The sequence below is a fragment of the Flavisolibacter ginsengiterrae DSM 18136 genome, from assembly GCF_059568575.1.
In genome coordinates, this window is sequence record NZ_JCANTR010000004.1 from 82,355 (window position 1) to 103,339 (window position 20,985).

Sequence of the window (20,985 nt, forward strand, 5' to 3'; positions counted from 1 at the left end):
TTAGAGTGAACTTAGGTTCACTCTTTTTTTATCACTGGAATTTAAGAATCATGTTTTTGATTTCATTCCAGTTAAGAATAAAGAAAGTATTTATAATTATTAAAATTATTGATTTAGAAAAAAGGGTTATCAAAAATCCTAAGCTGATTCTAAATCTTTAAATCCGCGATTATGTTTGAAAGTTTAAGTGACCGGCTCGATTCGGCGTTTAAGAATCTTAAAGGTGAAGGAAGAATAACTGACCTTAATATTGCGGCAACCGTAAAGGAAATCCGCCGGGCCCTTGTGGATGCAGATGTAAACTATAAAATAGCCAAGGAGTTTACAGATACTGTAAAGGATAAAGCTCTCGGTGAAAAGGTGCTTACAGCCATCAGTCCAAGCCAGTTAATGGTAAAGATCGTAAAGGATGAACTGGTGCACCTGATGGGCGACGATGCGGCTGATTTTAATGCCAAGGGAGCACCCGCCGTGATCCTTATAGCTGGTTTACAAGGTAGTGGAAAGACCACCTTTAGCGGAAAGCTGGCCAATTACCTTAAAAAACAAAAGAAGTTATCTCCATTGCTGGTCGCTGCCGACGTGTACCGTCCGGCTGCCATGGAACAATTAAGAGTGTTGGGTGAGCAGATTGGGGTGGAAGTTCATTTGGAACCAGAAAATACTGACCCCGTATCGATAGCACAAAATGCTATCCGCGAAGCCCGCAGTAAAAATAAAAATGTAGTCATCATTGATACAGCGGGCCGCCTGGCTATTGATGAAGCTATGATGACCGAAGTGGCCAACATCAAAACAGCTGTCAATCCACAAGAGATCCTATTTGTTGTGGACAGCATGACTGGCCAGGATGCTGTCAATACCGCCAAGGCATTCAATGACCGGCTGGATTTCAGCGGTGTAGTTTTGACCAAATTAGACGGTGATACCCGTGGTGGTGCAGCTCTTTCTATTAAGTACACGGTTAACAAGCCCATTAAATTCATAAGCAGCGGTGAAAAGCTCGATACACTTGATGTCTTTTACCCTGAGCGTATGGCCCAGCGAATACTGGGAATGGGAGATATTACTACCCTGGTAGAAAAAGCACAGGCGCAGTTTGACGAGGAACAAGCGCGAAAGCTGGAAAAGAAGATCCGCAAGAACCAGTTTGACTTTGCCGATTTCAAGCAGCAACTGGAGCAGATCAAGAAAATGGGCAATATCAAGGACCTGATGGCTATGATACCCGGTGTAGGTAAAGCCATAAAAGATATAGATATCAGCGATGATGCCTTTAAGGGTATTGAAGCAATTATTAACTCCATGACACCCGAAGAGAGGGCTAATCCAGACCTGATTGACGGCAGCCGCCGCAAACGCATCTCCAAAGGAAGCGGTAAGGATATAACGGAAGTAAATGCCTTTATGAAGCAGTTCGAACAAATGAGGGAAATGATGAAAATGATGAATAAAATGCCCATGGGACGCATGATGCCTGGAATGCGCAGGTAAGGTCTCAGTACATAATATATAAAAGCTCCCGATTTTAATTTAGGAGCTTTTTTTATGCACTTATAAAGAAAAAGTAACTGTGTTTCCTGAAGTACAGATACTTTATCTATCTCTAAACGCCTTCGTTTACCATTTATCCCGGAACTGTAAACTAATTACGCCGGGTAGCCTAAAATATCAATGGATTCAAAGGCAGCAAGGGACTATATCCTGACAATTGCTGTTCCAGGACCACTTTTTATCAATTCTTTATTGCCTTTTTCCATTCCAACACTTAGATTTGCAGCTTAATAATTATTGTTTCACGCATTTAAATTTCTATTTAAGATGCCAGTTAAAATCCGTTTACAAAGGCACGGGTCTAAGAAAAGACCCTTCTACTTCATTGTTGTTGCAGATGCACGCAGTCCCCGCGATGGTAAATTCATTCAAAAGTTAGGTACCTACAATCCTTTGACAACACCTGCCACTGTGCAGCTGGATCGTCAAAAGTCATTGGAGTGGCTGCACAAAGGTGCTCAGCCTACCGATACTGTCCGTAAGATTTTATCGTACAAAGGTGTTTTGTTCCTTAAGCATTTATTGCGCGGAGTAACACTGGGCTTGTTTGACGAAGCTACGGCTATGACAAAATTCCAAAGTTGGCATTCTGAGCATGAAGCTCAAATCAGGAAACGCCAGGAAGAAGCTCAACGTGAAAGAAGAGGCAGAAGAAATCCTCCTTACCAGCGCCGTGAAAGAAGACCGGCTCCTGGTGCAGGTTCTGAAGGCTAATTCCTCATCCAAGACCTTCAAAAGATTAAGGTGGTCCGTTTGCCGGACCACCTTTTTTATTGTTACACCGGGAAATAAAAACGCTTTTTGTCTTTCAGCAACAAGTAAAGAGATACAGATTCCATTTTAGTGACCCCGCAGGGACTCGAACCCTGGACCCGCTGATTAAGAGTCAGCTGCTCTACCAACTGAGCTACGGAGTCAATTTTTGACTATTAATGCAGGCTTGCACTTATCCCATTAATTAACCCTGCTTTTTAAAGGTAACAGTTTTCATTACCGGATTTTCCTGATAAAACTCACTATACTCCTGGTTAATTCTTTTGCTATGGGAAGTGATTCATTATTATAGGTAGCTATATTGGCATTTCTATCGCCCTCCACAATGCGAAAAATGTGATTCATGTTTTCTATCTCAACTAACTTGCTATGCTTGTTGGCTTTAGATAATAACACAGCATCCTGCACAGGCACCTGTATATCGTTGGTACCTTGTATGATCATCACAGGTATCGAGAGTTTCCGGATCTCTACTGATGGATCATAACGAAACCAGGAGATGATATATGGCTGCACGCTGGGCCGGAACAATGAATACAACAAGGGATTGACATTCGAAACAGTCTTACCTGCAACCAGGCTATCGATGATGGGAAATGAAAGGTCTTTCACAGCCTGAGGTTGTTTATCTAATTGTTCTTTTAATATTTTATCAGCCGATCTCCCCGCCCCTGCTATCGAAACATAACCATCTGCATTCTGGTGAGCTGCTATCATTCCTATCAGGGAACCTTCACTATGACCTATTACAATGATGCTGGAAAACCTTGTATCCTTACGCAAAAGACCGATCCAATCTTTTGCATCGTTAACATAATCATCAAATCGCAGGTCGGCTTCCTGTTTCGATGCTGCTTTACTTTCAGCTATAGCCCTTTTGTCATACCTCAATGAAGCAATGCCGCTGTCTGCTAATTCCATGGCAAGCTTATGCAGGCTTTCATTTTTCATCATTGGATTATTCCCATTCCGGTCTGTTGGGCCTGATCCGGCAATAATGAGTGCTACCGGAATTTTTCCCTTTTGAACAGGCAAGGTCATTGTACCAAATAAATCTCCGGTGGAAGTATGCAGTGTGATTGGAATTTCTTTATACAAACTGTCGTTTGCTTTACCAACCTGTAAGCATGCCCCAGCTATCAAAACAAAACAGCAAACAATCATCTTTTTCATAACAGTTAAATTACTTCGGGTAAGAATAAAATATACTGATAGTGATCAGTGGTAAAATTATTATTTAACGCCCTTTTTGCTCTTTGCCTTTACCTCATTTTGCGTTAACCTGTACTTTACAATTTTGCAAATTAATTGCAGCGGCATGGGTTGATCAAGAGGAAATTGCACCGAACCTTTAGCACCTTTATAGGCTGACAGTTCCTTTTCAAATGCCTGAATACCTTGAGGTGTAGGATAAAAGCCAATATGATTTTTGAATGCAGCAAAATGAACAAGGTTTCCGCCATTAAGTGTAAAAGTGGGAATGGCATATTTAATAGTTTCCACCGCACCGGGTGCAGCCTTTCTAATGGTTTCCCTGACCTGCTGCAGGAGCTCTTGAATATTGGCAGGAAAACCTGCAATATATTCATCAAGTTGTTCACCTTTTCCATAAGCATTTATTTTGGCTTTATTGAAAAATAAGATTTAACCTAAAGGACTATTCAAACCTGTAACATTATTTTTTATAAATCATTCTTGTTGAAACGGCTATCCTGTTCCATCCATTGATCAATACGATCTGCATGATCAGTTGGGCAGTAAGCTGTTCTCCAAAAATAGAAACAACACGATCATAGGTTTCATCTGTTACACCCTCTTTTGATATCATGGTTACTTCCTCCGTTAATTGCAATACTGCCCTTTCTGCTTCTGAAAAAAGATGTGATTCTTTCCAAACTGACAGGGCTAACAACCGCCTTACTGATTCCCCATATTGCATGGCATCTTCAGTATGCATATCAACACAATAGGCGCAACCATTTATTTGAGAAGCCCGTGTTTTGATCAATTCTTTTAGCAATGGGTCTATAGCGCTTTCCGTTGCATAATTCTCAAGTACCATCATGGCTTCATAGGCATTGGGTTCCAATTCCTTAATTGCTATTCTTTTATTCATCCTTTCTATTTGATTTACTGATCAAGTCTTTAAGGTAATCGCTTGTCAATTCATTAGTAGTAATCGTTTCCAGTCCTTTATGGTTTTTTAATTCTTCAGCCAGGTTCTTCATGGCACGCAGGGCTATCTTTAGAAATGATGGTCCGAGGCTCAATCTTGCCACCCCCATATCCTGTAACTCCTTCATATCAGGAATTCCGGGGATGGTTATAATATTCACAGGCAATTGAACATGGTGTACTACCTGCTCAATATCATCTCTTTGACTCATCACAATAGGATAGAAACCATCAGAACCAGCCTCCTTATAAGCTCTACCTCTTTTTATCGTCTCTTGCAGTGTTTCTTCAGCTGTAGTAAATAAACCAGCATGAATATATACATCTGTCCTGGCATTTATAAACAGAGGGATTCCCTTCTCTTCTGCCTGGTTTCGAATAAGCGAGATCTTTCTGCACTGTACATCAATAGCATTCATTGTATGCGTCCTGGCATCTGTATCTTCTATATTGATGCCAACAATTCCAGTGTCCAATAGTTTTGTTATGTTCTCACAAAGTTGCTCTTCGTTATCCGCATAGCCTGATTCTATGTCGGCGGTCACAGGTAGGCTCACACTATTCACAATCTTCCTACAAATAGTTAAGACATCAGCAAAAGGAATTTTTTCACCATCATAATATCCATTGCAGTAGGCTATGGATGCACTGGCTGTAGCCACAGCCTTGTATTGCAATGATTCCAACAATAAGGTTCCCAAGGGATCCCAAATATTGGGTAGGATGAGCAATTCACCTGAATGATGAAGTTGATGAAACAAGGCAGCTTTTTCTTTTTGGGTAGCCATTATTTCAGTTTAGGAGAAGATATTCCAGGTATTTAAAAAGGAATAAGCAATATCAAATACCGGGAAGATCAGTACTAAAGTTACAATGATTAACGCCACAGCAAATGAAAGCAAGCTTATTATAAATTTTTGGGCTTTACCGGGATCCAGATCTCTTCTTCGGATGCATCGTCATCCTTTTTATATTTTTCTCCCATCACAGCAAAATGAGGCCTGTTATCCAGGTCAAATCCTGATCGCGGTAACCAGTCAACAAATATATACCGGTAGGTTTCAGGCCCCTTATCTGCAGTTCCCTTATGAACAAAAACTGCGTAAAGACCTGCAGGAAAAACCAGGCTCTCCATGCCTTCCGTAATGTCATGGTAATCTGAAACCTCTACTGCCGCCCATTTTTCAAAATCTGTGTTCACATTATAATCATTAAAAAATAAGTCCGGGTAGACTTCAGCGGAATACAATTCATTTCCCTTCTTGCTGTTAATCTCCTTTAAACGTGGCATGAAAGACCGCCACAATTCCATTGTTCTGTTGTTGGCAAAAGACATGCGCAATCGCTTTCCAACCAGTTTTTTTTCATCCGACATTTTGAATTCAGGAATCATTTGGTATGAATTTATTTGAACAAAAAAACAGTAACCAGTAAAAACTTTGAAGAAAACAATTAAAGCAAAGCAACCCTAATACTTTTCATTATAAGCAGACCTTTACATCAGCGAGAAAAGATCAAGAAAGGTAATGAGTGACCCAACGATCACCACAAACCATGATACGGATTTGATCAGCAAGTTGGAATTTTTTAAATTCCGTGCATTTAAAACGATCGCAATTATGCAAAAAACAATTGGAATTAATATTGTTTCAGAGTTGTATCTCAATGATCCAGGTAAAAAACTATTATACAATTTTACATTGTCAGGATACCCATTAGCCATCTGGCAGGCATACAACCATAATACAAATAGAACTATAGAAAAACTTAGTAAAATCAATCCAATTATTAACCTGCCCCTGCCAGTTAAATGATTCATGTTAGTAGGTATCTAGCTTGTTTTAGGTGAATAGTTCGTAAGATTAAGAAGGCAAACTTTATTAAATATATTAATAATTAATTATTACCTCTTTTATTAAGATTTCCCCTTCGAAATCTATTGGATTTCTAACCGGATGTAATGCTTATAACTTACTTCTAAGAAAGTACTGGATTGCGGTAAAAAATAAATCCATACAGAAAAGAAAAAATCAAATAAAATGCTGCCAATATCCAAAACACAGAAGGAAGGCTGTCTTTCCCCAATAATACCTTTGATAATGCTAATGTTCCTATGAGATAATGTGTGTAATTAGCTATAGCCACAGGCCTGTTATATATGCCACCTATCACACTTGTTCTTTTCATCCAGTTCAACACCGCCATAGCAAAATACTGGGCGCCTGCTATCTGCAAAATCAATTGAATGGTTTTTGAGCTTTGTAGTCCGATGAATTCAGCTATCTCATTTGGCATGAAGCTTAATATAATGCCGATCAGGGCAAGAAAAACAGCACTAACAGTCATAATCAAACGTGTATTCAGTCGCATTTTGGTTTTATTATAATTGCCGTCTAATATACTAATTACACATCTCATTAAATATATCATTGGCTGTACGGCGAATATGTATATGGTCAGTTAACAACTCTTATAATGAAACATCCTGGTTATTTATCCGTATAAAAACGAACCATGGGACGGTTTTTAGAAGTAATATTAACGATTGTAAAGCCTGCCCGCTCAAAAGATTTATATAAACCGATCCAGGCAAATGAATCAGGTATGGTGTCTGTAGTTGGTATGGTTGGATATGCCTCTATGATATGTATACCTTGCGTTTTGGCATACCGGGCCACTCCTTTTAGAAATTCAACCGAAACCCCCAGCCGCCTGAAATGCTTATGGATAAATAAACAGGGAATTGACCATACAGGTTTATCATCAATGCGTTTATGTACCCTTGATTTTTCAAGCTTTAGAAAATCCTCTCTTGGAGCAAAAGCACACCAGGCTATTGGCTGTTCTTCATAAATGGCTAAAAGACCTGCCGGCTTATCATTAAAAATGATCTCCTGCAGCGCATCCTTATTTCCATCACTTTGTTTGCCTTCCTGGAATTCAGCTTTGTTCAACCTGAAATACATACACCAGCAATTACCACAAGCACCTTTTTCACCAAAAATCTGCACCAGCTTATCCCAGTTTTTCCTGGTTACAGATTCAATGGTCAATTCATTTAATAAAATGGAGTCAATAGGTTTAACTTTCATAGCATTAGTTTACCGGGCAACCCGATTCGACAAATATCCAATTAATAAAAAGCACGAACAATTTGATTAGCAGCAACTCTCCCTAATTCCTGCCTATTTTTGCCAACTGCATGACAGAATATTTTAAAATAGGAAAGCTGGTGGCAGCCTTTGGTTTAACAGGCGAACTAATACTGAAACACAACCTGGGTAAGAAGACCTCATTGAAAGGATTGACTGCTCTTTTTATTGAAGAAAGAAAAGAAAGTTTTATACCCTGGTTTTTGGAAAGCACCAGGATAAAAAGCGAGGAAGAAATTTATATTAAGCTGGAAAGTGTAAGTTCGAGAGAAGCTGCATTGAAGCTTACCCAAAAAGAAGTATGGCTACCCGAAGCAGACTTTAAAAAATTTGCTTCCTCTTCTTCCCCTATCAACCTGTTGGGTTATGAAGTAGTAGAAGAGAATAACGTACTCGGAAAGATCCTTGAAGTCATAGAGCAGCCGCACCAGCTTCTTTGCCGCATAGATATTAAGGGCAAAGAAGCATTGATACCGCTACATGAAGAAACGATCGTGAAGATCGATAAGAAAAAACAGCAGGTTATAGTCGAGCTGCCTCCAGGATTACTGGAAATTTATCTGTAGATACACCAGTTGCCTTAATGGCATTTCTTGCCTGGATCATATGTCTTTGTTCATGCGCAACCAGGAAGCGGAATACATCTCCCAATTTCAGGCGAATCATTTTGCTGATCGTTGTGGGTATGCGAATCTGTTCCAGGTTACGTTTGCGTGCCATTTCCAGCAATTGCAACAATTTATGCTGATGCTCATTGAATTCTTTGAAAACACCTTCTACACTCACACCCCTGTCAGGCCTGTAGCCCTTCATGGCTTTCATTTTATTCTTAACCTCGTAAACGTTCTTTGGCATCATGGTATTGGTGAAATAATTACCAAAAAATCCAGGAACAAACCAGGCATTGACCTCTTTGGGAATATGCACCATGGCCTTTTCAATAGCAGGCAAATAATAACGGTTATACATATTTAAATGTTCCAATGCCTGGGCAGCACTCCACTTGCCTTCCGCAGGCGGATAGCCCAATTTTACATTATCAGCCATTTGCAAGTGTTCTGCAGCAGCCATCAATTGACGAACATCCGCTTCTAATTGATTTATAAGTTTTTCGCTTTTAAACTTTTTCATTTTCCGTTGTTTTTTCAAAACTATTTCTATAGCTGCTGCAAAATCTTTGCCTGCACCAAGATTTTATAACCGCACCCTGCCCAATAACTTACTGAATGTTGTGGCATCAAGCCCCAGGTAAGAAGCAAGGTACTTGTGTGGAATCAGGTTCAATACCTGTGGACTCCGGGTTAATAATTGGCGAAACTTTTCCTCTGCGCTGAAGCTTTGCAGTTCCACTTGTCTTTCCAGGACCCCTTTCAGGGCGAAAGCTGTAGCCTTTAAAACCAGGCGATGTATGGCCGGGTATTGATCCATCAACCGTTCCAGTTGTTTGTAGCTTGTTCTTAAAAAACGGGAATTGGTCAGGGTTTCCAGGTAATAGGATGATTCAGTTTGGGTAAGAAATGAATCAGCCACGCCAGAAAAAGAATAGGGATAAGTAAACACAATTGTGGATTCCTCACCATTTTGGTCAAGGTAAAAACTACGTTGCACTCCTTCCAGAACAAAATATAAATAGCGCTCTGTTTCTCCTGCGGAAGTGAGTAAGGTTTTTCGCTTGCAGGCAAAAGGCTCCCAGATTTCCACAAAAGATTCCCACTCCTGCTCTTTTAATGGATGGATAGCTGTAGTGAATTGATGAAGTAATTCCGACTCCAAAATTTCCTTTTTGGTTAAAGTTAGGGGCAAAGCGGGCAATAAGTTTATTTTTGAATATGGCTGAAATGCCTCGTCATATAGCCCATTTTGACCTGGATGCCTTCTTTGTTTCGGTGGAATTATTAAAGAAACCGGAACTAAAAGGGAAACCACTTATTGTAGGTGGAGATGGCCAGCGTGGCATAGTGGCCGCCTGTAGTTATGAAGCCAGGAAGTTTGGTATCCAGAGTGCCATGCCTGCCATGACCGCTAAAAAACTTTGTCCCCAGGCAATATTTCTTAAAGGAAGTTACCATGAATACAGTAAGTATTCCAGAATGGTTACCGATATCATTGCGGGGGCTGTGCCAGTTTATGAAAAAGCTTCCATTGATGAATTTTACGTTGACCTCTCGGGAATGGATAAATTTTTCGGAGTTAGTCAATATACCAGGGAGTTAAGGGAAAGGATCATTCAGGAAACCGGCTTACCCATTTCTTATGGCTTATCTACCAGTAAACTGGTAAGCAAAATGGCCACCAATGAAGCTAAACCCAATGGTTTCCTTGAAATACCCGCAGGGCGGGAAACTGCTTTTCTTTGGCCTCTGACTGTAGATAAAATACCCATGGTGGGAAAACAAACCCAACAGCACTTATATAGCATGGGAATTCATACCATCGAGCAACTGGCAAAAACACCTGTAGATCAGTTGGAATATGCTTTTGGCAAATGGGGCAAAAGCCTCTGGGAAAAAGCCCATGGCATCTCAGATTCCGCCGTTGAACCCTATAGCGAACAAAAATCCCTGTCACACGAGAATACTTTCCAGGAAGATCATAACGATATATCCTTTCTTAAAAAAGAGCTGGTGCGACTAACCGAAGAAACGGCCTATGACCTGCGCCAGGAAGATAAGCTTACCGGCTGTGTCACCATCAAATTGCGCTATTCGGACTTTACAACCGTTTCCCGCCAGGAGGTGATTGATTATACCGCACTTGATAATGTGCTGATGAACAAGGTTCATGATCTTTTTGATAAATTGTACCGCAAGGGAGAAAAGGTACGCCTCCTGGGTGTGCGTTTCAGCCACCTTGTACCCATGACCATCCAAATGAGTCTTTTTGACGATTCTGTAGAAAAGCTTGAATTATTCAAAGCTGTCGATGGCATAAAAAACCAGTATGGCTCGGATGCTGTCATGAAAGCTACTACACTGCCTGGAAAGAAAAAGAACTAAGATGGGCAGTATTGAATAGGATTATTGAGGAGAATGGGAGTCAGTTTTATTCATAAACATTTATCATGCAATCAGATAGATAGCAAATGTTTACATCTTGCTTTTAAGGTTTTCACTTCAGAAACTTTGATCTTTCGACTTCCACCAGGTACCCTTTACGCTATGTAAAAGCTAATCAAAGGCAGGGATGTCCCATAGATATCACGACGATAAGCCGATACTTATATAGTCGGGATATCTTCGGGACATCTATGATTTATCTATGGAATATGTTTGAGAGATGATAACATTAGGAGCTATTCTGGTATAAAGTTTATAGTTCTGGTCCCAGGTGTTGACAAATTTCAAGAGGCTTTTGTCAATTGCCGGAAAGCTCCCTCTGTATCAACTTTTCAAGCTTGTAACTTTCCAGGCTGGCAATCACATTTTCAGTTTTTACTTTACCATTTTAGACTTCCTCCCCTTCTAATCCTTAATTTTACGAACTTTCAAAGCAGGGTCAGGCCTGCTGAATAGAATCATTTATCCATTCAACTAAATAACGATTATGCAAACAGCCTGGAAAGAGTATCAGGAGAAAAATCAACAACGCTTTTTGGATGAGATGCTGGAATTGTTACGTATACCGTCTATCAGTGCGAAGAGTGAACGGAAAGAAGATATGCGCAAATGTGCGGAACTGGTAAGGCAGCGCCTGCTGGATTCCGGCGCTGACAAGGCCGAGGTTATGGAAACAGATGGCCATCCTGTGGTTTATGGCGAAAAGATCATTGATGCTTCCAAACCAACAGTATTGGTTTATGGACATTACGATGTGCAACCTCCCGAACCACTTGAACTCTGGCATAGTGGGCCTTTTGATCCTGTCATCAAGGACGGCAAGGTATATGCCCGGGGCAGTGCTGATGATAAAGGCCAGTTTTACATGCATGTAAAAGCTCTGGAAACCATGGTTAAGACCAACACTATGGAAACCAATATTAAATTTTTGATAGAGGGTGAGGAAGAAGTAGGCTCTCCCAACCTGGGAAAATTTGTTGCCCAGCATAAAGACAAGTTGAAGGCCGATGTGATCCTGATATCTGACAGCTCTATGATCTCCATGGAAAATCCTTCCCTTGACATCGGTGTCAGAGGTCTTTCTTATATAGAAGTTGAAGTAACAGGCGCCAGCCGTGACCTGCATAGTGGAACTTATGGCGGAGCGGTAGCCAATCCCATCACTATACTGGCTAAAATGATCGCATCGCTGCACGATGAGAATAATCATGTGACGATCCCTGGATTTTATAATGATGTGGTAGATGCATCGAAAGAAGAAAGAGAACTGATGGCCAAGGCCCCATACAATGAACAGCAGTATAAGGATGAACTGGGCATCAAAGAAACATGGGGTGAAAAGGGTTATACTACAGGGGAAAGAACTGGCATTCGCCCCACAATAGAGGTGAATGGTATTTGGGGTGGATATACAGGTGAAGGTGCTAAAACGGTATTACCATCAAAAGCAACGGCAAAGATTTCTGCACGCCTGGTGCCTAACCAATCTTCAAGAAAGATCACTGATATGCTGCTGGAACACTTTAAAAAGATCGCACCTGCGTCGGTGAAAGTGGAAGCATTTGAACATCATGGTGGAGAACCCTATATGACTCCAATTGACAGCAAAGGTTATAGGGCTGCAGCAAAGGCGGTTCAAACTACTTTTGGCAAAGACCCAATACCTGTTCGTGGCGGTGGCAGTATTCCTATTTGTTCAATCCTTGAAAAAGAACTTGGCATCAAGATCGTATTCATGGGCTTTGGGTTGGATAATGACAACCTGCACTCACCGAATGAGAAGTACAATCTTGAGAATTATTATAAAGGCATTGAAACAATACCTTACTTCCATAAGTTCTTTGCACAAGAACAATAGCAGTTTTTAGTTTGTAGTGTGTAGTTCTTTAGGCCAAAATGGCCTAAAGAACTTTTTATATACGGCATAAAGGTTGAAGGAAAAAAGTTGAAAAGAATTCTGAGTTTGGGAGATAATCAGTAGGTGGAATAACACCTCTATGAATTTGATGTTTTTATATTTTGCTTTTGCATTATGGCTGAAAAAGAAAAATTACGCATAGATAAATACCTCTGGGCCATTCGTCTTTTTAAAACAAGGACGCTGGCTGCTGCAGCGTGCGACTCAGGGAAGGTGAAACAGAATGGCACAGCAGTTAAAGCATCTAAAAATGTGGTTGTAGGTGATGAGTACGAGATCAAAACAGAAGCAAAGAAATGGCGCATCAAGGCAACTGGATTATTATATAACAGGCAGGCCTATGCTGAAGCTATTAAATACTATCTTGACATCACTCCACAGGAAGAATTGGACCGCATGAAGTTTCACGCAGCTTCATTTCACACAGGAAAACGCCAAAGCAAAATTGGCCGTCCTACCAAGAAACAGAGAAGAGAATTGGATGAGTTTAAGGAAGATTAAGAGAACTAAGATTTACTGGAATGGGTAGGATTTTGGAGGAGGAATAGATCCACACAACATTAGAATAAGGATTATTGAATCATGTAGCTTGAGTACAATGATTCATAGAATTGGATAGGAGGATATAATCATCACTTGTCAACTTGTCAACTTGTCAACTTTATTTAGCTTCCCATTGCACTAGATTGCCTTACTAAAGATCTGTTTTCCCGGAGCAGTGCGGTGCAGGTAGAGGTCGAATGCACTGCAAATATTACGAATGAAATAATGTCCCTGTTCTGTAAGATTCAATCCTTTCCTGTTCCATTCAATCAAACCATCTTTAGCCAGGTCTGCAAGGACTGGAAAAGTATATTGCTCCAGTATAGGGATGTGTTCTTCCTTAAAATTGGTTTCTCCCTTACAGGAAATATCCAGTATGTATCTCCTGAAAGCAATGTCTTCTTCGCTTAATATACAGCCTCTTTTTATAGCAAATTTTCCTTCATTGATGGAAGTATAATAATCATGCAGTGCCTTTTGATTCTGGGCAAAAGCATTTCCTGTATCGCTGATACTGGAAACTCCCAGGCCTAATAGCAATCCTGAATTCTGTGTGGTATATCCCATAAAATTCCGGTGTAACCTGCCAGACTTCCAGGCAAGATATAGTTCATCGGAAGGAAGGGCAAAATGGTCCATGCCTATATCCACATATCCATTCTTCATCAACAACTCTTTGCCTTTCAGGTAGAGCAATATTTTCTCTTCAGCACCAGGCAGGTCTGATTCATCAAACAAACGCTGCGCCTTACTGGTCCATGGCACATGGGCATAGCTATAAAAAGCAATGCGGTCGGGTTTTAGCTCAATAATTTTATTAATGGTCGTCTCAATGCTTTGCAAGGTCTGTTTGGGTAGGCCATAAATAAGATCAAAATTGATAGAGGTAAACCCAATCGAGCGTGCATTTTCAGTCGCAGCTTTCACATTTTCAAAGGGCTGAATGCGGTTAATGACACGTTGTACTTCCGGGTCATTATCCTGCACTCCATAACTTATACGCCTGAAACCATTGTTATAAAGGGTCTTCAAATGTTCAGGGGTAGTGTTGTTAGGATGTCCCTCGATACTGAATTCATGTTTGGGATGAAGTATACTGGATTTTAAAATAAACTTTAGCAGGCGTTGCAGGTTGCGTGGAGAAAAGAAAGTAGGTGTTCCGCCACCGAGGTGCAGTTCCCTGATCACAGGGGTTTGCTTCATCAGTTTGCGATACATGCTCCACTCTTTTTCCAGCACATCGATATATTCTTCCTCTACCCTATGGTTAGTGGTAATTTTTTTATTACAGCCACAATAGGTACATAAAGATTCACAAAAAGGGAGGTGTAAATACAGACTAATTCCGTTGATATGGTTTTGTTCACTGAATTTATTCCTGAACGCTTCTTTCCATTGTTCAATGTCAAGCTCATCTTTCCAAAAAGGTACAGTCGGATAGCTGGTATACCTGGGTACCGGCTGGTTGTACTTTCGTATGAGTATGGAATTGACCGCTTCACTTTTCATATTACGAAAGTATCGAGATGTCAAGGGGTTAAATATGACCTTTGTTAGAAATTCACAGGAGTTTTATCAGTGGTAAAAGTGATAAGCAACCCATTTAAACAGGAAAGAGAAAAAGTTAATCAGCCATTGTTATATACGAACTAAAATGTCATAGTTCTGTAAGCATATGTGAGGGCTATGATTTCTCGGAGACGATAAGTTTCCGGGCAAAGACCCCCGCCCGCCTGGTACCAATAAGACCTAAATCATAATTAAGTAATTCTTCTCCCGTTTACCTTTGCAGCCTTATGACCGAATTTTCGCATGACAGGATCAAGCCCTTTTCAGAACAGGGCTCAAAGAAAGAGCAGGTAAGTGAGATGTTTGACCATATTGCTCCTCGCTATGATTTCATGAACCGCTTTTTAAGCGTCGGCATTGATGTAAGCTGGCGGAGGAAGGCCATTAAACGCTTTCAAAAGGATAATCCCAGGATATTGTTAGACGTAGCCACAGGGACCGCTGATATGTCAATTATGGCCTCAAGAATATTGCAGCCTGAAAAGATCATAGGGATTGATATTTCTGAGAAAATGCTCGAGATAGGTCGTAAAAAGATTGATAAAGAAGGGCTTGGAACGAAAATTGAGTTGTTCAGTGGCGATGGTGAAACAATAAATTTCCCAAAGGATTCGTTTGATGGCGTGATGGTGGCCTTTGGGGTAAGGAATTTTGAAAACCTGGAGAAAGGGATGGCAGAGATCTTAAGGGTAATGAAGCCCGGAGCTCAATTGATCGTTCTTGAATTCAGCAAACCAAAATTACCTGGTGTGAAAGCCCTGTATAATTTTTACATGGGGGTGGTAGCACCGCAAATGGCTAAATGGTTTAATCAAAATAAGAAGGCCTACCAGTATTTGAATGAATCTGCAAGGGCTTTCCCCGACCGCCAGTTATTTATTGATGTTCTAAACAAAACAGGTTATTCCGATACCTCATTTAATCCACTAAGCTTAGGAATATGTTGCATATACAGCGGACGAAAGCCAAAAACCTGAAGAACCGGGCCTTTTTCTTAGCGCTCTTTTTTACTATTTCCTATACCTCCTTTTCTCAAAAAGTTTTGTACCAGGAAGACCATGATAACAAAGCTTATTATTTTGGTATTTCCCTGGGTGTAAGCAAAGCCACCTTCCATACTCACCTGAACCCGGGATTTATGGAACAGGATAGTATTATGGTGGCAGAACCCATGAATAATGGAGGCTTTAACCTCGGTTTGCTGGCCACTATGAACCTTACCCATAGGTTTGAACTCCGGTTCAATCCCCAGTTGATGTTCACGGAAAGGAATATACGCTACCAGTTGAAATACAAAGACCAGGATTTTGGATACCAGGTCGATAAAAAAGTAGAATCTGTTATCACCAGTTTTCCGTTGCAGGTGAAATTCAATTCCGACCGCATTGGGAACTTCCGGGTTTATATGATGGGTGGGGGCAAAGTTGATATTGATCTTGCTTCTAACGCCAAGGCCAGGAAGGCAGATGATATGATCCGCATCAACCGTTTTGATTATGGCATTGAAGCGGGAGTAGGTTTTAACTTTTATTTCCCCAGCTTTATTCTGTCTCCAGAGATCAAGATCAGCAATGGACTAAGCAACCTGCATGACCGCAATGAAAAGTTGAACTACAGCCGTATACTTGAAGCCATACAATCAAGGATGATCGTATTCACTATACACCTGGAAGGATAATAGAAGGCTGTTTCTAAGTGAGTGAGGTGTTATTTTCTATTATGCCTTTTTATTTATCAACCACAACACTATCTACGATATAGGGGGTATCACCCCGCCAGGTAAGCGTACCATTTTTCTCCTTATAATGAACAGTGACGAACTTACCCTGTGCATTCATCAGTTCCTGGGCAACGTTTTCTTTGGTTACGGAAAAGAAGAATTTTTCAGAAGCCAGGGCTACATTGGCATTGCTTCTGATGCTACTTAAGATCAATTCTCCTTCATAGGTTTTAAACAGGTTGCCCTTGTGTGAAAACTTTTGAAGCAAGCCATACCTGTTACCATTGCTATAGGTAAAATAATATTTCCAGTAGAAGTAAATGCCCCCTGCCAATAAAAGAAAGATGATTAGAATGTTAAAGAATTTTCTAAATCCGCTTCCTTTCCTTTGTACAAGGGGACTTGTCCTGTTATCCATTTTCCTAAGTTATGTATGATTGGCAAGATTTACAATCCATATTTATCTACCAGGAAGATAAGTCCCGCCATATTCACCGCACCCAATTCCAATTCCCGCTTATTTACAGCTTCGAAAACATCATTTCGTGCATGGTGGTAATCAAAGTAACGTTGGGAGTCAGGCATAAAACCTGCTAGTGGTGTTTTTTGAGTTTTTCCCAATGGTCCTATATCTGAACCACCACCTCCGCGTATCCATTCTTCAGAACCGTACGGTGCCAACAGATCCTTCCACCCCTGCATCTTTTGAAACTGGTTATCTGAAACCGTTGCACTAAACCCCCGTGGAGTAAAACCACCTTCATCACTTTCCAGTGCAAATATGTGTTTTTCACCTTTCGCCATTGCTTCCTCAGCATATTTTGCTCCACCTCTTCCTCCATTCTCTTCATTGGCAAAGAGAACAAAACGAATCGTTCTTTTTGGTTTATACCCTAAAGCTTTAAAGGTTCGCAACAATTCAATGGTTTGTACACAGCCTGCCCCATCATCATGCGCCCCTTCAGCAGGATCCCAGGAATCAAGGTGGCCACCTATAGTAATATATTCATTTGGAAATTCTGATCCTTTGAGTTCGCCAATTACGTTATGACCAATAGTATCGGGCAGGAACTTACCATGTGTATGGAGTGTTACTGAAACATTACCTTTTAATGCCTGGTCACTTAACCAATCGGCATCTTTCAGGCCAATTGCTACTGCCGGTATTTTAGCCAGGGAATCAATATAATTTGTAGCACCAGTATGCGGATTGTTATCCGTGCTATGTGACATGCTCCTGACTATTACTCCTACTGCACCATAGGCAGCTGCATGACTGGGCCCACCCCCACGGTATCGGACTGCATCGCCATAGGAACCGAAAGTATGAATGTAAGTGGGGACGAATTTGTAATTATAGAATACGATCTTGCCTTTTACCTCATCCTTTCTTTTATCCAGTTCTTCGAAACTATTAACAAGCATTACGGGTGCAGTTAGTGGCTTCATGGATCCCATTGAGTTGCCCAGGGCGATCACATCAAGTTTATGCACCTGTTTTTTACCGCCCGAGGTAAAGGAAGCGCTTGCTTCATCAGTACCACCTCTCACCCAATGAGGTACCATGCATTGTTGCAACCATGCTTTATCGGCACCTGCTTCCTGCATAGCTTTCAAACCCCATTGTTCTGCCTTTACCATTTGAGGCGAACCCGATAAACGACCTCCAACCTGTTTGGTCAAAACACGCAGGTCATCATAAGCCTTTCCATTGGTTAAAATCTGGTTGGAAATCCTGCTGATAAATACAGAATCAGTGTCCTGTGAAAATGATACAAATGCCTGTAAACTAAAGGTAAGGAATAGGATAAACGTCTTCATTGTTTAAAAATAAAAGTAATCTGCTTTACCAGCCCAATTTTTTAACGTTACGCGAAAAGAAGCAAACGCTTTTTTGTAACTACCTTCATTTATATAAATCGAATGAATGAGAATAGGTATAGTTTGTTATCCCACATTTGGGGGTAGCGGTGTATTAGCAACAGAATTGGGTAAGGCATTAGCACAGCATGGCCACCAGGTACATTTCATTACATACCAGCAGCCGGTAAGGTTAAATGGATTTATTCCTAATATATTCTACCACGAGGTGCAGGTTCCTACCTACCCTCTTTTTGATTACCCACCTTATGAGACGGCTCTTGCAAGCACCATGGTTGATGTGATAAAAAATAACCATTTACAATTGCTGCACGTTCATTATGCCATCCCCCATGCCTCAGCAGCTTATATGGCCAAGAAGATCCTGGAACAGGAAGGCATACATATTCCTGTGATCACTACCTTGCATGGTACAGATATAACCCTGGTTGGACGTGATAAAATGTATGCCCCCGTGGTTGCATTTTCTATTAACCAAAGTGATGCTATCACAGCTGTCTCTCAAAACCTAAGGGATGAAACCTTCACGCACTTTAAAATAGAAAAGAACATCGAAGTGATTCACAATTTTGTTGATGTTCAGAGATTTTCAAGAAAACCTATTGATGCTTTTAGAAAAGTGATCGCTCCTGAGGGTGAACGTATTCTGTTGCACGCTTCGAATTTCAGGAAGATAAAACGTGTTGAAGATGTGGTCCTGATCTTTAACGAGGTAAAAAAAGAAATTCCCAGCAAATTGCTGTTTGTTGGAGACGGACCTGAAAGAGGCACTGCTGAAGAATTGTCCCGCAAACTGGGTATATGTGATGACATTCGCTTTGTTGGAAAACAGGAACAAATGGAAGACATATTGGCTATTGCCGATCTTTTCCTGCTGACCTCAGAATATGAAAGCTTTGGATTGGCAGCTCTTGAGGCTATGGCTTCGGGTGTTCCGGTAATATCGACCAATGCTGGTGGTTTGCCTGAGATCATGATACAGGGCGTAACCGGCTATATGGGCAATGTGGGAGATGTTGATACTTTGAGCAAACACGCAATCGATATATTGAAAGATGATGAGCGCCTGCAACAATTCAAGACAAATGCATTTGAACAGGCAAAGGCTTTTGATATTTCAAGTATTGTTCCTATGTATGTGAAATTGTATGAAGAAGTGTTGAGCAGTGTTATGGCATAAATGAATTTAAACTTTTAGTCATTCGACTTCTTCAGTTAATGACAAATAACTATATTTCAAATAAAATAGCCTCCTGATGGAAGCTATTTTGGCTTTATAGATGTAGCTGTAAGGTGATAAAATTATTGTTGATTTAAAGTATAATTACCTTCTCAACCAGGGTTGGGGATTTACATTTTGGGATTCTACCATCAGCATGAAGTCCAGCTGTCCTCCACTACCATCATCTGCCTGCGCCGTTCTGCCGATAGCCTGGCCGGTTCGAACATTATCGCCGCGGCTTACGGAGGCACTGGATAGATTACTGTAAACAGTAAAATATTTACCGTGTCGGATCATTACCATCATACCATCTCCTGTATTGGACACAGCACTTACCTCTCCGTCAAATACTGCTTTAACCGTAGCTCCTGCATTGGGCGTACTTATGGTAATACCGGGATTATCCATGCTAAGGCCTTCAACCCTACTGGTTCCAAAAGGAATGCTGACATTGCCATTATCAACCGGCCATGGTAGACTACCCCTGTTACTTGCAAAATTGGCAGCCAGTTTAGCCTGGCCTTCATTTAATACCAGGTAATCCTGTCTTTTAGCTGGTGAAGTAGTTTTTTTAGTAGGTGCAGAAACAGTACCTGTTGAAGTCGAATTCTTACTTGCCTCTGATTCTTTTTTGCGAATAGCAGCCAATCTGGCTTCTTCTTCTTTTTTGGCCTTTTCAATTTCACGTCGAACAATAGCCGCTATCTGGCCTCTCAAAATCTTATCACGCTTGCGCTTGGTGGCCATTTGCTGTGCAAGGTCTTTTTCCTGTGACTTCAGCTTGGATACAACGGCATCCTTTTCTTTTTTCTGCACTTCCAGCGCCGCCATTTCATGGCGCTGATTCTCCAAAGCTGACTTCTTTTGAGATTGCTTGCCTAATAATTGTTGCTTACGATCCTGGATCAGCTTTTGTGTTTCTTCAATATTGGCAACCTGTTGCTGGCGGTAAGAACGGTATGATTTGAGATAAGAAACTCTTTTCAGGGCATCATTGAAACTACTGGCTGAAAAAATAAAGTTCAGGTAGTCATAGCTGCTTTTATTCTTATAGGCATATACCACACTTTTGGCATATTCTAATTTGAGTGTATCCAGTTGTTTTTGTAACCTATTAATTTCAACATTACTGGTATAGATATCACCGGATATGATATTGATCTCTTTATTAATATTGGCAATGAGTCGATCCTGCAATTCCAATTTACGTTCCAACATCCTAAGCTTTGCCAGGTTTGCCTTCGTCTGGCCTTTGACCTTGCTCAAACTCGTTTGCAATTCCCTTATCTCCTGTTGAATTTCCCTGCGTTCACTTTCCATCTTTGCCTTATCGGCAGATTGGGCGAAAGCAGTGTGAATGCTGAAAAAGAGAATAAATACCAACAGTAGTTTTTGCATGGCCGGTCTTATTAGGAATGTAT

23 protein-coding genes and 1 tRNA gene are annotated in these 20,985 nt (G+C 40.8%); 9 read left to right on the forward strand and 15 right to left on the reverse strand.

The genetic code is table 11. The features are described from left to right. The first annotated feature begins 171 nt into the window (after positions 1-171). On the forward strand, positions 172-1,494 hold the full coding sequence (gene ffh / locus BP74_RS05870; RefSeq protein ID WP_496372024.1) for a signal recognition particle protein: 1,323 nt from the start codon (positions 172-174) through the stop codon (positions 1,492-1,494). Between the two features lie 327 nt (positions 1,495-1,821). Further along, complete coding sequence (rpsP, locus tag BP74_RS05875; RefSeq protein WP_496372026.1) at positions 1,822-2,268, forward strand: 30S ribosomal protein S16; 447 nt, start codon at positions 1,822-1,824, stop codon at positions 2,266-2,268. A gap of 130 nt (positions 2,269-2,398) precedes the next feature. Here rpsP and BP74_RS05880 read toward each other — a convergent pair. The 9 genes from BP74_RS05880 to BP74_RS05920 form a co-directional block, all read right to left on the reverse strand. Further along, positions 2,399-2,471: transfer RNA gene (locus tag BP74_RS05880), tRNA-Lys, on the reverse strand. A 73-nt stretch (positions 2,472-2,544) separates the two neighbouring features. Further along, positions 2,545-3,501, reverse strand: a complete 957-nt coding sequence (locus tag BP74_RS05885; RefSeq protein WP_496372028.1) for an alpha/beta hydrolase — start codon at positions 3,499-3,501, stop codon at positions 2,545-2,547. A 60-nt stretch (positions 3,502-3,561) separates the two neighbouring features. Further along, on the reverse strand, positions 3,562-3,972 hold the full coding sequence (locus BP74_RS05890; RefSeq protein ID WP_496372406.1) for an iron chaperone: 411 nt from the start codon (positions 3,970-3,972) through the stop codon (positions 3,562-3,564). A 31-nt stretch (positions 3,973-4,003) separates the two neighbouring features. Continuing rightward, positions 4,004-4,444: a carboxymuconolactone decarboxylase family protein gene (locus BP74_RS05895; protein ID WP_496372030.1), complete on the reverse strand. Its 441-nt coding sequence runs from the start codon at positions 4,442-4,444 to the stop codon at positions 4,004-4,006. Next, the gene (locus BP74_RS05900) at positions 4,437-5,291 is read right to left on the reverse strand and encodes an isocitrate lyase/PEP mutase family protein (RefSeq protein ID WP_496372032.1); all 855 of its coding nucleotides are present in this window, start codon (positions 5,289-5,291) and stop codon (positions 4,437-4,439) included. Before BP74_RS05900 ends, BP74_RS05895 begins: the two co-directional genes overlap by 8 nt. A gap of 119 nt (positions 5,292-5,410) precedes the next feature. Next, positions 5,411-5,896, reverse strand: a complete 486-nt coding sequence (locus BP74_RS05905) for a GyrI-like domain-containing protein (RefSeq protein ID WP_496372034.1) — start codon at positions 5,894-5,896, stop codon at positions 5,411-5,413. Between the two features lie 102 nt (positions 5,897-5,998). Then, a complete protein-coding gene (locus tag BP74_RS05910; protein ID WP_496372036.1) occupies positions 5,999-6,322 on the reverse strand; it encodes a hypothetical protein in 324 nt (107 codons plus the stop codon). A 158-nt stretch (positions 6,323-6,480) separates the two neighbouring features. Next, a complete protein-coding gene (locus BP74_RS05915) occupies positions 6,481-6,873 on the reverse strand; it encodes a hypothetical protein (protein WP_496372038.1) in 393 nt (130 codons plus the stop codon). Positions 6,874-6,992: 119 nt separating this feature from the next. After that, on the reverse strand, positions 6,993-7,595 hold the full coding sequence (locus tag BP74_RS05920; RefSeq protein ID WP_496372040.1) for a GNAT family N-acetyltransferase: 603 nt from the start codon (positions 7,593-7,595) through the stop codon (positions 6,993-6,995). 110 nt (positions 7,596-7,705) lie between these two features. Between BP74_RS05920 and rimM the strand changes: the two genes are divergently transcribed. Next, positions 7,706-8,221 carry a ribosome maturation factor RimM gene (gene rimM / locus BP74_RS05925; protein ID WP_496372042.1) on the forward strand — a complete coding sequence of 172 codons (516 nt, stop codon included), beginning with the start codon at positions 7,706-7,708 and terminating at the stop codon, positions 8,219-8,221. On the opposite strand, the gene BP74_RS05930 is transcribed toward rimM, so the two are convergent. Then, positions 8,178-8,786: a DinB family protein gene (locus BP74_RS05930; RefSeq protein ID WP_496372044.1), complete on the reverse strand. Its 609-nt coding sequence runs from the start codon at positions 8,784-8,786 to the stop codon at positions 8,178-8,180. The two genes, rimM and BP74_RS05930, sit on opposite strands and share 44 nt — an antisense overlap. A 63-nt stretch (positions 8,787-8,849) precedes the next feature. Continuing rightward, entirely contained in the window at positions 8,850-9,428 is a 579-nt protein-coding gene (locus tag BP74_RS05935; protein WP_496372046.1) for a Crp/Fnr family transcriptional regulator, read from the reverse strand. 56 nt (positions 9,429-9,484) lie between these two features. On the opposite strand from BP74_RS05935, the gene dinB reads away from it, so the two are divergent. From dinB to BP74_RS05950, 3 genes are all read left to right on the forward strand, one after another. After that, a complete protein-coding gene (dinB, locus tag BP74_RS05940) occupies positions 9,485-10,651 on the forward strand; it encodes a DNA polymerase IV (protein ID WP_496372048.1) in 1,167 nt (388 codons plus the stop codon). Positions 10,652-11,198: 547 nt separating this feature from the next. Continuing rightward, entirely contained in the window at positions 11,199-12,569 is a 1,371-nt protein-coding gene (locus tag BP74_RS05945) for a dipeptidase (RefSeq protein WP_496372050.1), read from the forward strand. Between the two features lie 174 nt (positions 12,570-12,743). Further along, entirely contained in the window at positions 12,744-13,130 is a 387-nt protein-coding gene (locus BP74_RS05950; protein ID WP_496372052.1) for an RNA-binding S4 domain-containing protein, read from the forward strand. Between the two features lie 180 nt (positions 13,131-13,310). Here the strand turns inward: BP74_RS05950 and hemN are convergent, their stop codons facing one another. Further along, positions 13,311-14,681, reverse strand: a complete 1,371-nt coding sequence (hemN, locus tag BP74_RS05955; RefSeq protein WP_496372054.1) for an oxygen-independent coproporphyrinogen III oxidase — start codon at positions 14,679-14,681, stop codon at positions 13,311-13,313. A 287-nt stretch (positions 14,682-14,968) separates the two neighbouring features. Between hemN and ubiE the strand changes: the two genes are divergently transcribed. Next, entirely contained in the window at positions 14,969-15,718 is a 750-nt protein-coding gene (gene ubiE, locus BP74_RS05960) for a bifunctional demethylmenaquinone methyltransferase/2-methoxy-6-polyprenyl-1,4-benzoquinol methylase UbiE (RefSeq protein WP_496372056.1), read from the forward strand. After that, the gene (porT, locus tag BP74_RS05965) at positions 15,682-16,419 is read left to right on the forward strand and encodes a type IX secretion/gliding motility protein PorT/SprT (protein ID WP_496372058.1); all 738 of its coding nucleotides are present in this window, start codon (positions 15,682-15,684) and stop codon (positions 16,417-16,419) included. The genes ubiE and porT overlap by 37 nt, the downstream gene beginning before the upstream one ends. A 49-nt stretch (positions 16,420-16,468) precedes the next feature. Here the strand turns inward: porT and BP74_RS05970 are convergent, their stop codons facing one another. Further along, a complete protein-coding gene (locus BP74_RS05970) occupies positions 16,469-16,879 on the reverse strand; it encodes a DUF8785 domain-containing protein (RefSeq protein WP_496372060.1) in 411 nt (136 codons plus the stop codon). Positions 16,880-16,908: 29 nt separating this feature from the next. Next, positions 16,909-18,282: a M20/M25/M40 family metallo-hydrolase gene (locus tag BP74_RS05975; protein ID WP_496372062.1), complete on the reverse strand. Its 1,374-nt coding sequence runs from the start codon at positions 18,280-18,282 to the stop codon at positions 16,909-16,911. A gap of 106 nt (positions 18,283-18,388) precedes the next feature. Between BP74_RS05975 and bshA the strand changes: the two genes are divergently transcribed. Next, entirely contained in the window at positions 18,389-19,522 is a 1,134-nt protein-coding gene (gene bshA / locus BP74_RS05980) for an N-acetyl-alpha-D-glucosaminyl L-malate synthase BshA (protein WP_496372064.1), read from the forward strand. 144 nt (positions 19,523-19,666) lie between these two features. Here bshA and BP74_RS05985 read toward each other — a convergent pair whose 3' ends face one another. Continuing rightward, positions 19,667-20,962, reverse strand: coding sequence for a murein hydrolase activator EnvC family protein (locus tag BP74_RS05985; RefSeq protein ID WP_496372066.1), 1,296 nt, complete (start codon positions 20,960-20,962; stop codon positions 19,667-19,669). Positions 20,963-20,985 lie beyond the last annotated feature (23 nt).

Excerpts from the sequence above, each read along its gene's own strand:
- ffh (WP_496372024.1), top strand. The coding sequence starts at position 172 with ATGTTTGAAAGTTTAAGTGACCGGCTCGATTCGGCGTTTAAGAATCTT.
- rpsP (WP_496372026.1), top strand. The coding sequence starts at position 1,822 with ATGCCAGTTAAAATCCGTTTACAAAGGCACGGGTCTAAGAAAAGACCC.
- BP74_RS05885 (WP_496372028.1), bottom strand. The coding sequence starts at position 3,501 with ATGAAAAAGATGATTGTTTGCTGTTTTGTTTTGATAGCTGGGGCATGC.
- BP74_RS05895 (WP_496372030.1), bottom strand. The coding sequence starts at position 4,444 with ATGAATAAAAGAATAGCAATTAAGGAATTGGAACCCAATGCCTATGAA.
- BP74_RS05900 (WP_496372032.1), bottom strand. The coding sequence starts at position 5,291 with ATGGCTACCCAAAAAGAAAAAGCTGCCTTGTTTCATCAACTTCATCAT.
- BP74_RS05905 (WP_496372034.1), bottom strand. The coding sequence starts at position 5,896 with ATGATTCCTGAATTCAAAATGTCGGATGAAAAAAAACTGGTTGGAAAG.
- BP74_RS05910 (WP_496372036.1), bottom strand. The coding sequence starts at position 6,322 with ATGAATCATTTAACTGGCAGGGGCAGGTTAATAATTGGATTGATTTTA.
- BP74_RS05915 (WP_496372038.1), bottom strand. The coding sequence starts at position 6,873 with ATGCGACTGAATACACGTTTGATTATGACTGTTAGTGCTGTTTTTCTT.
- BP74_RS05920 (WP_496372040.1), bottom strand. The coding sequence starts at position 7,595 with ATGAAAGTTAAACCTATTGACTCCATTTTATTAAATGAATTGACCATT.
- rimM (WP_496372042.1), top strand. The coding sequence starts at position 7,706 with ATGACAGAATATTTTAAAATAGGAAAGCTGGTGGCAGCCTTTGGTTTA.
- BP74_RS05930 (WP_496372044.1), bottom strand. The coding sequence starts at position 8,786 with ATGAAAAAGTTTAAAAGCGAAAAACTTATAAATCAATTAGAAGCGGAT.
- dinB (WP_496372048.1), top strand. The coding sequence starts at position 9,485 with ATGGCTGAAATGCCTCGTCATATAGCCCATTTTGACCTGGATGCCTTC.
- BP74_RS05945 (WP_496372050.1), top strand. The coding sequence starts at position 11,199 with ATGCAAACAGCCTGGAAAGAGTATCAGGAGAAAAATCAACAACGCTTT.
- BP74_RS05950 (WP_496372052.1), top strand. The coding sequence starts at position 12,744 with ATGGCTGAAAAAGAAAAATTACGCATAGATAAATACCTCTGGGCCATT.
- hemN (WP_496372054.1), bottom strand. The coding sequence starts at position 14,681 with ATGAAAAGTGAAGCGGTCAATTCCATACTCATACGAAAGTACAACCAG.
- ubiE (WP_496372056.1), top strand. The coding sequence starts at position 14,969 with ATGACCGAATTTTCGCATGACAGGATCAAGCCCTTTTCAGAACAGGGC.
- porT (WP_496372058.1), top strand. The coding sequence starts at position 15,682 with ATGTTGCATATACAGCGGACGAAAGCCAAAAACCTGAAGAACCGGGCC.
- BP74_RS05970 (WP_496372060.1), bottom strand. The coding sequence starts at position 16,879 with ATGGATAACAGGACAAGTCCCCTTGTACAAAGGAAAGGAAGCGGATTT.
- BP74_RS05975 (WP_496372062.1), bottom strand. The coding sequence starts at position 18,282 with ATGAAGACGTTTATCCTATTCCTTACCTTTAGTTTACAGGCATTTGTA.
- bshA (WP_496372064.1), top strand. The coding sequence starts at position 18,389 with ATGAGAATAGGTATAGTTTGTTATCCCACATTTGGGGGTAGCGGTGTA.
- BP74_RS05985 (WP_496372066.1), bottom strand. The coding sequence starts at position 20,962 with ATGCAAAAACTACTGTTGGTATTTATTCTCTTTTTCAGCATTCACACT.